Genomic DNA, 13,505 nt, shown 5'->3' on the forward strand with positions numbered 1-13,505 from the left:
TACTTCAGCCCCCTTTTTCCTCGCTACAGGCCGGATCCCGCCCGGCACCTCAACCCCGTTTCTCCTGCCGAAGACCAGCTCCTCCCAAGACGCCAACCCCGGTTACCCTCACCGCTGGCCCTATGCCGTCCAAGGCGCCAACCCCGGTTATTCCCCGTAGATCCGAGCCCTTTCCCGACCAAACAAAAAGGCGAGCCTGCGCTCGCCTTTGTCTGTACCGTGATCATCGCCAGGCTCATGCCGGCGCCCCCCGGACCCGCCCTAGAACTGGCCCGCCATCAGCTGGTTCAGGTGATAGAGGTTGCGGGTGTCGAGCTCCAGCTCGGTGGCATAGGTGTTGCCACGGGGATAGGTCGCCACCACCCGGGCACCGCGCACCATGCCCGCCACCGACACATCCAGGGAGTTGGAGGTCTGGGTCAGGTCCTTGTAGCTGCTCTGGCCGCGCACCTGCTGGCCATTGAGCTGCTCCGCCAGCTCCCGGTAGGCGTCCATCTTGGAGGCGCGGATCGCCTGCAACATCTTCTCGGACTGGGAGGGACCGGGCTGGATGTCGATCACCGCATACCCCACCGCCTTGAGCACCGGGAAGTCATCGGGCTTCTCGCCCACGTCATAGTTCACCACCCGGTTGCCACTGCACGCCGTCAGCAACATGGCCATCAGGCAACCCAACAAGATTTTCATCGCTGTTTCCCCGTTTTCCTGTTCACCACACCCGATGTGTCACGGCTCAATGTCAGCCAGCCCGCTTCACGCTTCATGACGCGCCACCTCAAGGGGTCAGGTTGACCAGATGACCGGACGGGCTCTGGCCCCCCCGCATCAGGTAACCGCGATTGATGGAGGCCCGGCCAAAGGAGTTGCTGGCACCGGACAAATATTGTTTCGGGATCAGGCTCTGGGCCGTGGTCTCCACCATCTTGGTGCGCAGATCGATGATGCGGGCGTTGACCAGGATCCCCTGCTGATTGCGGCTGAAGGTGCCGGTCAGGATGCGGGAGATGGGCAGCCGGGACGAGAGATCCTTGTAGTTGCGGCTCATCACGAAGTCCCCCTGCGGGGTCACCTGGATGTTGCCCGTGGTCTTGAAGTCCACCACCACCTCACCGCGCCGGTTCAGCTCGTAGATGAAGCTCTCCTCGATTTGCTGCCCCATCCAGTTGGTGTCCTTCAGGGTGTCGAGATCGACAAAGGAGGCGACCGCAATGGGCTCGGTCAGGGTGGTGAGGGACTTGCGCTCCATCAGCTGATCCGTCATGCGGGCCACCAGCCAGTTGAGCTCCATCCCCTTCGCCGCCTGGCGAGGGTCTCCCAGCTCCCGATTGATGGGGTCGGCCGACCCGCAACCGACCAATGCCAGCGCCACCGCCAGCACCGTGATAACTCTCTTCATGGATACCTTTCCTGTATCTGCACCTGACCTGTTATCGGTCGCAACCGCCAACACTTGAGGCGGGAATGCGCGCAGGATCCTCGATGATCCCCGGGCAAAGGCGCGCACTGTGCCACCGGAGCCCACCGCGCGGGCTCCGGCCAGGGAAGAAGGCATGGTTCTTGCTTTTATTTGGTCACCCGCTCCGGTGCAGACCGGATCTGTGTCCAGGATCCCTGACCCGCCCCACCGGCGGCAGCGGGGTCGCCCACTCAAGGTGTTTGTTATGAAAGTTTCGCTGCTGTTCACCCTGCTGCTGGCCAGCCTGTCGGCCAGGGCCGAACTTATCGAGGCCCAGGGCAGTGCCGCCATTCTGGGGGGCGACGAGGTCTACGCCCGCGAGCAGGCGACCCGGGATGCCCTGCGCCAGGCGCTGCTGACCAGCGGTGCCTCCGTCTCCAGCATCCAGCGCCTGGAAAACGGCAGCCTGCGCTCCGAGCAGATCCAGATCCGCTCCGGCGGCGACATCCGCCAGTACCGCCTCAAGCGCGAAGAGGTGCGCAACGGCCGCATGTACATCACCCTCGTGGCCGACATCCAGGCGGAGCGGCAGATCTGCCAGACCCAGCACTACGCCAAGGATTTGACGCTGGTGCGTCTGCGCATGCGCTACCCGGACCAGGCGAGCACCGGTGCCCTGGACGACATGCCCGCCGATCTCTCCCGCCGGCTGTTTGAAACCCTGGCGACGACGCCCCAGGTGGTCGCACGCCAGTGGCTGGACGAGAACCTGCGCATCGACCCTCTCCATCTGCAACAGGGGGATCGCAGCGCCCTCGAGGAGATCAAGGCCCTGAGCCTGCGCACCGACAGCCAGTATCTGGTGCTCGGCAGCATCGACGACCTCTCCCTCGAGCCCCAGGGCAACGCCCTCACCAGCTGGTATGAGGATCCCGTGCGCAATTTCTCCATGCAGCTCTACCTGTTCGACGGCATCAACGGCAGCCTGCTCGGCCGCAAGGAGTACAAGGGCCGCGCCAATTGGACCTTCTCCAAGCGGGAACAGGTGGGCAGCAGCGGCGGCCAGTTCTGGCAGTCGAGCTTTGGCCAGGAGGTGGGCTACCAGTTGAAGGAGGCGGCCCAGGACATCGCCGCCGAACTCGCCTGTGCCCCCGTCACCGCCCGGATCGTGGCCCAGCACGAGCGCGGCCCCCACATCAACCTGGGCCGTCGCAACGGGGTCAAGCTCGGGGACCAGTTCCGGGTCCAGCACAGCGCCGACTTCGTCGACCCCTATGGCAAGTCCAGGGTGATGCGCAACCCCGCAGACGGTCTGTTCGAGGTGGTGCAGGTGTTTGAGGATGGCGCCATCATCAGCAGTCAGAACAAATATTCGCCGTTCAATGTCCAAATCGGTGACCTGGCCGTATTGGAATAGGAATCAAGGGTTTAAAAGCACAATGCTTCTTGTATAATGCCCGCCACAAGGTTCCCGTAGCTCAGCAGGATAGAGCGGTCCCCTCCTAAGGGACAGGCCACTGGTTCGACTCCAGTCGGGAACACCATACACAGCAAGGGGCTGGCATCGTCATGATGCCAGCCCCTTGTGCGTTTCTGCGCCATTTCCCCCTCATCCCGGGCGCCACATGGCGGGCCTCGGGGAGCGATGACCCTCGCCACGGCCTGTGCGCCATGCCCGCCAGATCAGGCAGGCATCAGCTCGGGGACGAGGTCAGGTCCCCTCAATCCCATCTAGCGCTCTCCGAATGACTCGCTCAGGGTCTTGCGCAGGGGCTTGAGCAGGTAGTCCATCACGGTACGATCACCGGTGCGGATATCCACCTGGGCCGTCATCCCCGGCAACACGTCGATCTCCCTGCCCGTCGTGGAGGTCACGGGGTAGCTGGCAGGCTTGATCCGCACGCGATAATAGATGTCCATGCCGCGACTGGTCTCTTCCTTGAGGCTGTCAGCACTGACATAGGCCACCTCCCCCTTCACGCCGCCAAAGATGGTGTAGTCAAAGGTGTCGAAACGGATCGTCGCTTCCAGACCCGGCACCACACGGGCAATGTCCGCGGTGCTCACCTTGGCCTCAATCATCAGATCGTCGTCGACCGGGATGATCTGCATCAGCTCCTCCCCGGCCCTGAGCACACCGCCCACCGTGGTGACCCGGATGTTCTTGACGATGCCAGGCACCATGGCGGTAAACATGCTGTCCTGCTGCTCCTGCTTGCGCAGGGTCAGGGTCTGCGCGCCCTGCGCCATGTCATCCTCCGCCTTGGCCAGCTCCAGTCTGGCCTCCTCAAGGAACTGGTTGCGCCGGTTCACCAGCCGGGCCTCGGCCTCATTGAGCCCACGCTGCACCCGCAGCAGTTCGGAGCCGCTGGCATCGCCATCAGCATAGAGCTGCTCCACCAGACGCAGCTCCTTCTGGGCCAGTGACACCGCCACTCGCATGGTTCTCAGCTCTTCCCTGAGGCCGGTCTGGCGCTGCTTGAACAGCGCCTCCTCGACACGGGCCGTCTCGGGAGAGCGTGCCAGCAGGTCAGGTGAGAAGGTGAGTCGCGGTTCACCGATGACTTCCGCCCGCAGCCGGGTGGCCCTCGCCTCCAGCGCAAACAGGCGGGCCTCCACTTCTCCGACCGACGCCCCCACTCTGGTCTGCTCCAGACGGGCGAGCAACTGACCGGGGGCCACCCTGTCCCCCTCCTTGACCAGCAACTGCTCCAGCACGCCGCCATCCACCGACTGGATGATCTGCACCCGGCTGCTGGCAATGACCTCGCCCGTGGCACGGGCGACTTCGTCCACCCGAAACCATGAGGCCCAGGCAACAAAGATCGCCATCAGGAGCGCCGTCATCCACAACCAGCCCTGACGGCCCCGGTGAGAGTTCTGCAACTTGCGGATCCGAGCCAGGGTACGCGCATCATCGTCTTGCAGGAAACGATCAGACCACATCAAGCATTCCTCCTTTGCCAGGGTGCGAAGATGCCGCCGGTCGGGCGAGCATCTGTGTCAGCACCCGATCCGGCGTGCCATCTTTTACCACCCGCCCCTGTTGCATGGCGATGACCCTCGTCGCCAGCCGGGCGGCCGCCATGGGCCTGTGGGTCGCCACGATCACGATATCCTCGGGCTGTATCGCCCCTTGCAAGGCCGTCCAGACACGCTGCTCGGATTCGCCGTCAAGGGCCGCCGTCGGTTCGTCCAGCAGCCATACCCTGGGCTGGTTGATCAGGACGCGAGCAAGCGCAACCAGCTGCCTCTGGCCGCCAGAGAGCCCCTCTCCTCCCTCGCTGATCACGAGATCCATCCCCTGAGGGCTGGATGCCGCAATGCCGTCGATGCCAAGCTCGCGGGTGATCTGCAGCAGGCGAGAGTCGCTGGTCACGCCGGTCAGGGCCAGATTGCTGCGCAGGGTGCCCTTGAACAGCTGTACGGCTTGCGGCAGATACCCCACCTGGCTTGCCACCAGTTGGGGATCGATTTCCCACAGATCGGCGTCTCCCAGACGGATGCGGCCTTCGCTGGGGCAATACAGGCCGGCCAGCATCTTGAGCAGCGTCGACTTGCCACACCCGATCGGCCCGACCAGCAATACCCGCTCACCGGATTTGAACTGCAGGCGCTCGATGTCGAGCTGGCAGATGGGCGATTCGGGATAAGCGAAACGCACGCGCTCCAGGGCCACTTCCCTGGGGAGTTCGTCCGGCAGCAGCAGTTGCTGCTCCGGGCGCCGATCCCGCGACAGGGACAAGACCTGGTGCACCATCTGCAACGCCTGTCTGACTTGCTGCCACTGCGCAAGATACTGGACGCTCTGGGCGATGGGGGCGATCACCCGCCCCCCCAGGATGCTGCACGCGATCATCCCCCCCATCGTCAGGAGGCCAGCCTCGATCTGCCATACCCCGACAACCACAGCGGCCACATAGGCCAGGGTTGACAGGCTGCTGGTGCTGACGCTGGAGAAACTGCTGACCGCCTTCTGCTGGATGTTGTAGCCATCGATGGTCGCCGTCACGTCTTGCCACTCCTGTGCAAAACGCCAGCCGGCATTGTTGGCGCGAATCGTCTCTGCGCCCCGTATCGTGTCGACCAGCAACCCCTGGCGCTCGTTGCTGCGCAGCATCTGCTGTGACAGCAAGGCGCGAAGGCGCCACTGGCTGACATATCCCAGCAGCAATGCCACTGGCAGCAGCAGGGTGTACACCCAGCCCACCGCGCCGCCGATGATGGCGATAAATGCCAGAAACAGGGCGGCAAAGGGCAGATCCACCAGTGCAAACACCACGCCGGCACTGAAGAACTGACGCACGGCATCCAGCCCGCCAACCTGGGCCGCCAGAGTGCCCAGGCTGCGCGGCTGCTGATCCAGGCGCAGATGCAGTACATGCTCGAAGACCTGCTGCGAAACCCGCTTGTCGACGGCACAGGAGAGGCTGTCCAGGATCCTGGCCCGGGTGATCTTCAGCATCCAGTCCAGCAGGATGATCAATCCCATGCCGGTTACCAGAGTGGTCAGGGTCGAATAGGCCAGGGTCGGCACCACACGGTCATAGACCTGCATGGCGAAAATGGACGTGCCGACGGCCAGCAGGTTCACCAGCACGGTGGCCACGATGACTTTCCACAGCCAGCCCCGCTCTCGAAAGAGTTCTCGCCACACCAGGCGAGACGCCAGGTTGCCGGAGAAGACACTGTCGGCATCGGCACGTCTGCTCACCGGTGCCCGCAGCCAGACCACCAGGGCATCCTGCAGCTCGCTCTCATCGGCCTCACGGCGCATCCCTGCCCCATCGAGCAGGGTCAGGCGGCCCGTGGCATCCCGCTCCGCCAGCGCCCACTCCCCCTGGGCACAGACCAGTGCCGGCAAGCGGCGCTGATCAAGACGACGCCAGGCGAGTTGCACGGGTGCAAGGTTCTTCAATCCGGCCTGGATCAGTACCTGCCTCAACCACTGCGCGGGCCCGAGGGTGGCAGTGGCTGGCGCCGCTTGCTCCCACGCCTGTGTCAGTGCATCGCGGTCGAACGGGATCTGTAACGTAGCCAACAAGTGTGTCACCAACGCAGATGACATGCCGTGCGGCACCTGCTCGGCGGTTTGCCTATCCATGGGGTTGTAACTCCTCACCGTTCAAGGTCACCAGGGGATCCAGCCCCCCTGTCAGGGCAGCCAATTGCAAGGAGTAAATCTCCCAGTCACTCTTTGCCTGAACCAGTTGCAACTGCTGTTCACTGAATTCGCGCTGGATATTCAGCACATCGAGCCAGCTCTTGGTCCCTGCCACATACTGGCGTTGATAGGATCCCAGCACGGCCCCCAACTCCGCCAGCGACTCAGTCTGTACCCGCACCAGCCCGGCCTGCAGCTCACGGCTGCGTTGCAGGCGACGCACGCTACGCTCCAGCTCGCTGACGGCGTAGGCCAGGTCATCTTCGGCCGCGCTCTGCTGCGCCACCGCCGCGTCTGTCCTGCCACGGGTCGCAAAGCCCATCCCCTCCAGCGTGCCCTCCAGCACCAAACTGACCCGGGTATCATCCCGGTAGGATGGCTGATCGTAATCCTGCTCTGCTTGCAGGTAGAGCGTGGGCATGGAGGCTGTTCTGACCTGCTCCACACTCGCCCTGGCCCGCTCGATCTCCTGCTTCTTGTAACGCACTTCGGCGCTGCCCTGCAGGGCGGCCTGGCGCAATGCCTCGCCCTCGCTGACCTGCAGCAGATCCGGTGTCACCGGTTGTCGGGCCGGTACGGGCGTCTGGGTCAGGGCCAGCAGATCGCTTCTCGCAATGGCCAGCTCCCCTTCGTATCGCTCCACCCTCGCCCTGGCTTGCGCGAGGCGAGTGGCCGCCAGGCGAACATCCGCCGTCGACGCCAGCTGACCCTGCTCCCGGCGGCTGATCTGCTCGAACAGCGACTGATGGGCAGCCAGACTGGCTTGAACCACCTCCAGGCGCTGACGGCTGCCAAGGACATTGGAGTAGGCCACGGCGGTCTGCTCCAGCAACTGGCGCCGCACTCGCAGCAGGTCGACACGCTCGACCTCTGTGTCGGCATCGGCAAACGCAATGCTGTTGTCGATGCGCCCGAATGCCCACAAAGGTTGGCGAGCGCGCAACGTCACCGGCGTGGAGAGGTCCTCTCCGGTCGCAGTATCCCGACTCGATTCTGAATACTGCTGCACCTGGGCAGTCACGCTGGGGTAGCGCTGACTGCGGGCTGCATCGGCAGAGTATTCCCTTGCCTCGATCTGTGCCCGTTTGCCACTCACGGCAGGGTGCTGGCTCAGGGCCGCCTGCAACGCCGCCTGCAAGCCATCGGCCTGTTGTGCATTCGCGGGCAGGGTCAACACGGCCAGGCTCAGGAGCAGCAGGCCATGCCGCCTCAGCCGCGGCAAGCTAGTTACCATGAACATTCTTCGTCGATTTCCTGTTCGTTGTGGGGCAAGGCTGTCTGTGCCACAGGCGGCACCTTGCGCATCAGCTGCGCCGCCTTTTCCGGCTCGCCCGATAGCGTATATGCCTGCGCCAGATCCTCGCGCCATTGCCCATGCCAGGGGCACTGTTCGTGGGCCTTGTGCATCAGGGCGATACCCTCGGCCAGATAGCCCTTGCGCACATAGACAAGCCCCACCATGAAGGTGGCGGCAGCGTGCTCGGGCAGGTGATGCAGCAACTGCTTGAAGCAGTGCTCGGCTTCGTCCAGCTTCTCTTCCCGGTAGCGCGCCACGCCCGTTTCCAGCAAGCCGGGCACGGGTAGCGCCACCATGTCGTCGATCGGCTGCCATTGGATGCGCGCATTGGTGCCACGCAGCAGCGGGGCAAGATGGGCCTCGTAACGCGCCCATCTGGCCATGGAGCTCTTGTACAGCGGCTGGCGCACCTGCCAGACGCTGGCTGTTTTCACCGGCCGTTGCAACTCGCTGAAATTGAGGACCTGAGGCTCCCAGGCCACCCCGACGTAATCCAGCATGCGCCGCGCCTCGCGTTCGGGGTCCGCCAGCACATCCTCGTAGCTCACCTCCAGGATCTCCCCGGAGAAGAGCTGGTTCCAGTGGTGCATCAGCAGGTTATGGTCGGCGAGCTGTTCCCCTATCCAGGTCAGGTCATAGGCAAAGCCCATGCCGCCGTGTTTGGCCGCGTAATCGGTAAAGTAGTTGGAGATGGCGATATCGCGGGGATCCCGCCGCACCGAGATGATCCGCGCATGGGGGAAGAGCAGCTTGATGAGGCCGATGTTCTCGAAGTTGTGGGGCAGCTTGTCCACCACATGCCGCGCCCCGGGAGCATACTCCTGCAGCTCTTTGAGAAGATTGCCCGTGATGCCCGCGATCACCTTGGCGTCCAGATCGTCCACACAGTCGGGGTAATGTCGGCCGGAACCGACCCGGCGCTCCCACCGTTCAAGGCCCGCAATCACGCCGGGGATGAGCCCCAGCTCGCCCGCACCGTGGACCTGGCTGTGGCTGGCCAGCATCTGCTCGATCAACGTGGTGCCGGAGCGCGGCATGCCCAGCACGAACACCGGCAGCGTCGACTCATTGCCAATACCCCGGCGATGTTCATAGAGCGATCTGCTGAAGGCATGACGGATGCGCGCGCAAGCTTGCCGGTGCGCCGCCGGGTCATAGCCGAGCAAGGTGCGGCTGGCACGATTGGCCTCATCGGCCAGGGCAAAGGCCTTGGCATAGTCCTGGCGCTTCTCCCAGGAGGCCGCCAACTGCAACAGCAGACCGGGTTTCACCAGCCCCTCTGGACCGGGGCGGCGGGCCAGCACCTCCAGATGGTGCAGGGTGGCGTCATCCTCCGGGAAGCGCCGCGCATTGATAAGCGAGGCATATCCGCGCACCGGGTCGAGCTCCTTGACCCGTTCAAACAGCGCCACCGCCTCCTCAATTCGTCCCAGTTGCAGGTACAACTGCCCCAGCCCCAGCAAGGCCGGCACCTGTTGCGGATGCACTTGCAGCACCTGGCTGTAGCGCGCGTCGGCTTCGTCATACTGCTGCTCCTGCGCCTCGACCCCGGCCAGCGCCACCTGTGCTTCGGCCAGCCAGTGGGATCGGGGAGCCCCGTCGAGACGCTCTGACGGCGGCAATGCCTGCGCCTCTTCGAGGGCCTGAGTGGCCATCTCTCTGGCCAGCCCCGTCTGCCCCTGGGTCGCGACGGCAACCAGCTTGAGGCGCAATGCCAGCACGGGCTGTTGCTGCTGGCCCGCCAGATGGATGGCCCGGCGCAGCAAGGCGATGGCCTGGGATGTGCGTCCTTGCAGCTCAGCCAGCTCGGCGCGATGCTGATGCAAGCCGGGATGGTCGGGATACTCTCTTCCTCCCCGGCACAGGGCATCCTCGGCCTGGGCATGGCGACCTTGCTCGGCCAGCCGCTGGGCGTATCCCCTGATCAGGCCGCAATAATCCTCTTCGTCCAGCAAGCGTTGCTGCTCGTCCAGCCAGGCATCGGCGGCGGCATATTCCTCTGCCGCCAGCCACAACTCCAGACGCAGACCTCGCAATTGCTGGCTATGCAAAGACGCCTGTGGCTCGGGCCAGTGCTCCCGCTCACCCTCCCAGAAGGCCTCGGCCCGAGTCAGCAGTTGCTCGCCCAATGCGATGGCCCCGTCCTGCAAATAGAGGCGCAGCAGTTGCTGATAGATCAGGATATTGGGCGCAAGGGCAAGGCTGCGTTCATACAGTGGCCGCGCAACCGTCGTTTGCTGGCGCCTGAGCTGACAGGTCGCCAGCCGCGCCAGCAGCAGCGCATGATCCGGTGCGTCATGCCGGGCTGCTTCGAGCAGCGCCTGCGCCATATCAAGCTCACCCAAGAGCAGTTGGACAGCAGCCAGGTCGACACGTCCGTCGACATCAAGAGCGGCAAGATCCAGCCCTGCCAGCGCGTGGCGTGCGGCATCCAGCTCGCCAAGCTGGGCACAGGCCAGCGCCAGCAATACTTGTTCGGCGGGGTTTTGTGGGGCGCAGCAGGCCTCCTGCAACAGCACAAATTGTTGCTGCAAGGCCAGCGTGCGCAATAGGGAGAGTGAACTCATGGGAACCGCGGGATCCTGGGACTGGATCGCCCCTCAATGAGGGGCGATAAGGGTGGATAATTAGAGCCGGGTCAGACCAGCCCTTGAGAGGTCAGGACACCGTTTGGCATCTGGAGCATATGTGCATCATTGAATGCTTTTCCCGCATTGATGTTGGCCCAGGTGCCGTTCCACAAATCGCCGTTCCCATAGAGAGTCCCCGGAACCTGTCCGGTGCTCCATGCTATGCCACGATAGACAGTTCCTTTGGCATAAACCGTCATACCAAGGAATGACGACATCGTATATATCGCATAGTAATCCTGTGTGTTCGAACCATTACGGCCTGCCTCCGCTCTTCCTACAACGCGCCATTGCGAGCCGCTCTTGGCCATGACCCCCTGTCCCGTTCCCACAAACACCACCTTGTCATCCGCCCCCAGATTATTGGCCCCCGACCACATCCCCCAGGTTCCAGGTCCATTACCTGCGGTGCTCATCTCGGCCTTCTGGCTCTCCACACGGATATAAATGGTGTAACTGGTATTTGCATCGAAAGTACGGCTGCTGTGGTCCGAACTGACCCCCTGCACCAGGTCAAACACCACTATGCTGGTGTCGGCCACAGGCCCGGATGTATCGATCACAATGGCTTCATTTGCCCCGAGTGAACCGGCCCCGCCCGGGGTCGGCAAGGTCAGCGTGGCGTTGTTGCCAGCGGCGTCGAGGATGGTGCCGCCATTGAGGCCGAGTGCCCCCGCGCTCAGGTAATCCAGATCGGCGCTGGTGTCCCCCGCCTGCACCGTGTAGTTGAAGGTCAGGGTATTGGAGCCTGAACCACTGACGTAATTGATGGTCCGATCCGTGGCACCGGTTTCCAGAGTCAGTTGCGGCGTGCCCGAGACGGTGACCGCCTCGCTGAAACTGACCTGGATGCTGATCACACTCCCGACACCGTAGGTGCCCGCCGCCGTGGTGCTGCTGACCCCGCTCACCACAGGCGCCGTGGTATCCACCAGGTAGCTGGCGTTGTCGGCCACCAGGGAATGACTCAGGTTTGCATCATTACCCGCGGCATCGCTCAGGGTGCCACCGTGGGCCTCCAGGCCATTGGCAACGATCGAGATGCCGTTGGCATCGGTCTGACCCGCCAGAATGGTGTATTGGAACAGCAATGAGGCCGTGCCACTGCCCGAGACATAATTGGCGTAGACGGTGCTGCCCCCGATATTCAGCGCCACACGGGGTGTGCCACCTGAGGTATCGACCACAGTCGCTTCATTCATGGTCACGGTGACGCTGACCACGTCACCGGCATTCAGGGTGCTGCTCTGCACACCGCTGGCCCCCGTGATACCCACACTGCTGACAGCTGGGGCCGTGGTGTCCACCAGGTAGCCGGCGTTATCCGCCACCACGCCATGAGCCAGATTGGCGGCATTGCCCGCTGCATCACGCAATGTGCCGCCGTTTGCTTGCAGTGCATCGGCATCCAGACTGATGCCGTTGGCATCGGTCTGGCCCGCCAGAATGGTGTATTGGAACAGCAAGGAGGCCGTGCCACTGCCCGAGACGTAATCGGCGTAGACGGTGCTGCCACCGACATTCAGCGCCACACGAGGTGTGCCGCCCGTGGTATCGACCACTGTGGCTTCATCCATGGTCACGGTGACGCTGACCACGTCACCGGCATTCAGGGTGCTGTTCTGTGCACCGCTTGCCCCACTGATGGCGATGCTGCTGACTGTCGGTGCGGTTTCATCCACCAAATCGTTGATAGCCAGGGTGACGGTTTGCTCGCTGGCATTGCCCGCCGCATCGGTGGCCACCACGGTGAAGCTGTAGCTGGCCTTGGTCTCGTAGTCCGGGTTGCCCGTCAGGGTCACTGCACCTGTGGCGGCATTGATGCTGAACTGCGCCGCATCCGCACCGGGCTTGATGCTGTAGCTGGTACTGCTGGTCACGACGTCGTCGGTGTCAGTGCTGGTGACGGTGTAAACGACTTGGCCTGCCCCACTGTTCTCGCTGATAGCTGTTGCGGTAGCAGCGGAGGTAATGGTCGGCGCTGTGTCATCCAGATTGTTGACTCCCAAGGTGACCACCTGCTCGCTGGCATTGCCCGCCGCATCGGTGGCCACCACGGTGAAGCTGTAGCTGGTCTTGGTCTCGTAGTCCGGGTTGCCCGTCAGGGTCACAGCGCCCGTGGCGGCATCGATGCTGAACAGCGCCGCGTCCGCTCCCGCCTTCAGGCTGTAGCTGGTGCTGCCGGTCGCGATGTCGCCGCTGTCGGTGCTGGTCACGGTGTAAACCACCTGCCCGGCGCCGCTGTTTTCATCGATGGCGCTGGCCGTGGTCCCGGAGGTGATGGTCGGCGCCACTTCGTCCAGGTTGTTGATGCCCAAGGTGACCACCTGCTCGCTGGCATTGCCCGCCGCATCGGTCGCCACCACGGTGAAGCTGTAACTTCCCTTGGTTTCGTAGTCCGGGTTGCCCGTCAGGGTCACGGCACCTGTGGCGGCATTGATGCTGAACAGCGCAGCGTCCGCCCCCGCCTTCAGGCTGTAGCTGGTGCTGCCGGTCGAGACGTCGCCGCTGTCGGTGCTGGTGACGGTGTAAACCACCTGCCCGGCACCGCTGTTTTCATTGATGGCACTGGCCGTGGTCCCCGAGGTGATGGTCGGCGCCACTTCGTCCAGGTTGTCGATGCCCAAGGTGACCACCTGCTCGCTGGCATTGCCCGCCGCATCGGTGGCCACCACGGTGAAGCTGTAGCTTCCCTTGGTCTCGTAGTCCGGGTTGCCCGTCAGGGTCACCGCACCTGTGGTGGCATTGATGCTGAACAGCGCTGCGTCCGCTCCCGCCTTCAGGCTGTAGCTGGTGCTGCCGGTCGCGATGTCGCCGCTGTCTGTGCTGGTCACGGTGTAAACCACCTGCCCGGCGCCGCTGTTTTCATCGATGGCGCTGACCGTGGTCCCGGAGGTGATGGTCGGCGCCACTTCGTCCAGGTTGTTGATGTTGAGTGTGACCACCTGCTCGCTGGCATTGCCCGCCGCATCGGTCGCCACCACGGTGAAGCTGTAGCTGGCCTTGGTCTCGTAGTCC

Annotated in this window: 8 protein-coding genes and 1 tRNA gene; 2 read left to right on the top strand and 7 right to left on the bottom strand. The window is 63.7% G+C overall.

What is annotated here, in order from left to right:
- Positions 1 to 261: 261 nt before the first annotated feature.
- Together BGO64_RS13135 and BGO64_RS13140 are read right to left on the bottom strand one after the other, a co-directional pair.
- Positions 262 to 687 carry an LPP20 family lipoprotein gene (locus BGO64_RS13135; protein ID WP_010673311.1) on the bottom strand — a complete coding sequence of 142 codons (426 nt, stop codon included), beginning with the start codon at positions 685 to 687 and terminating at the stop codon, positions 262 to 264.
- An 88-nt stretch (positions 688 to 775) separates the two neighbouring features.
- The gene (locus BGO64_RS13140; protein WP_010673310.1) at positions 776 to 1,396 is read right to left on the bottom strand and encodes a FlgO family outer membrane protein; all 621 of its coding nucleotides are present in this window, start codon (positions 1,394 to 1,396) and stop codon (positions 776 to 778) included.
- A gap of 265 nt (positions 1,397 to 1,661) precedes the next feature.
- Here BGO64_RS13140 and BGO64_RS13145 point away from each other — a divergent pair, with 265 nt between their 5' ends.
- A complete protein-coding gene (locus BGO64_RS13145; RefSeq protein ID WP_201969530.1) occupies positions 1,662 to 2,813 on the top strand; it encodes a flagellar assembly protein FlgT in 1,152 nt (383 codons plus the stop codon).
- 50 nt (positions 2,814 to 2,863) lie between these two features.
- Positions 2,864 to 2,940, top strand: a tRNA-Arg gene (locus tag BGO64_RS13150).
- A gap of 187 nt (positions 2,941 to 3,127) precedes the next feature.
- Here BGO64_RS13150 and BGO64_RS13155 read toward each other — a convergent pair.
- From BGO64_RS13155 to BGO64_RS13175, 5 genes are all read right to left on the bottom strand, one after another.
- Entirely contained in the window at positions 3,128 to 4,342 is a 1,215-nt protein-coding gene (locus tag BGO64_RS13155) for a beta-barrel domain-containing protein (protein ID WP_201969531.1), read from the bottom strand.
- Positions 4,332 to 6,500 carry an ATP-binding cassette domain-containing protein gene (locus tag BGO64_RS13160; protein ID WP_286700800.1) on the bottom strand — a complete coding sequence of 723 codons (2,169 nt, stop codon included), beginning with the start codon at positions 6,498 to 6,500 and terminating at the stop codon, positions 4,332 to 4,334. The genes BGO64_RS13155 and BGO64_RS13160 overlap by 11 nt, the downstream gene beginning before the upstream one ends.
- Entirely contained in the window at positions 6,493 to 7,800 is a 1,308-nt protein-coding gene (locus tag BGO64_RS13165; protein WP_214005505.1) for a TolC family protein, read from the bottom strand. Before BGO64_RS13165 ends, BGO64_RS13160 begins: the two co-directional genes overlap by 8 nt.
- Positions 7,788 to 10,424 carry a tetratricopeptide repeat-containing sulfotransferase family protein gene (locus BGO64_RS13170; protein WP_286700801.1) on the bottom strand — a complete coding sequence of 879 codons (2,637 nt, stop codon included), beginning with the start codon at positions 10,422 to 10,424 and terminating at the stop codon, positions 7,788 to 7,790. The genes BGO64_RS13165 and BGO64_RS13170 overlap by 13 nt, the downstream gene beginning before the upstream one ends.
- Before the next feature lie 71 nt (positions 10,425 to 10,495).
- Positions 10,496 to 13,505: beta strand repeat-containing protein (locus BGO64_RS13175; protein WP_286700802.1), on the bottom strand; the 3,010-nt coding region annotated here is incomplete at its 5' end.

The organism is Aeromonas sp. 62-46 (assembly GCF_001898585.1).
Lineage (GTDB): Bacteria > Pseudomonadota > Gammaproteobacteria > Enterobacterales > Aeromonadaceae > Aeromonas > Aeromonas caviae.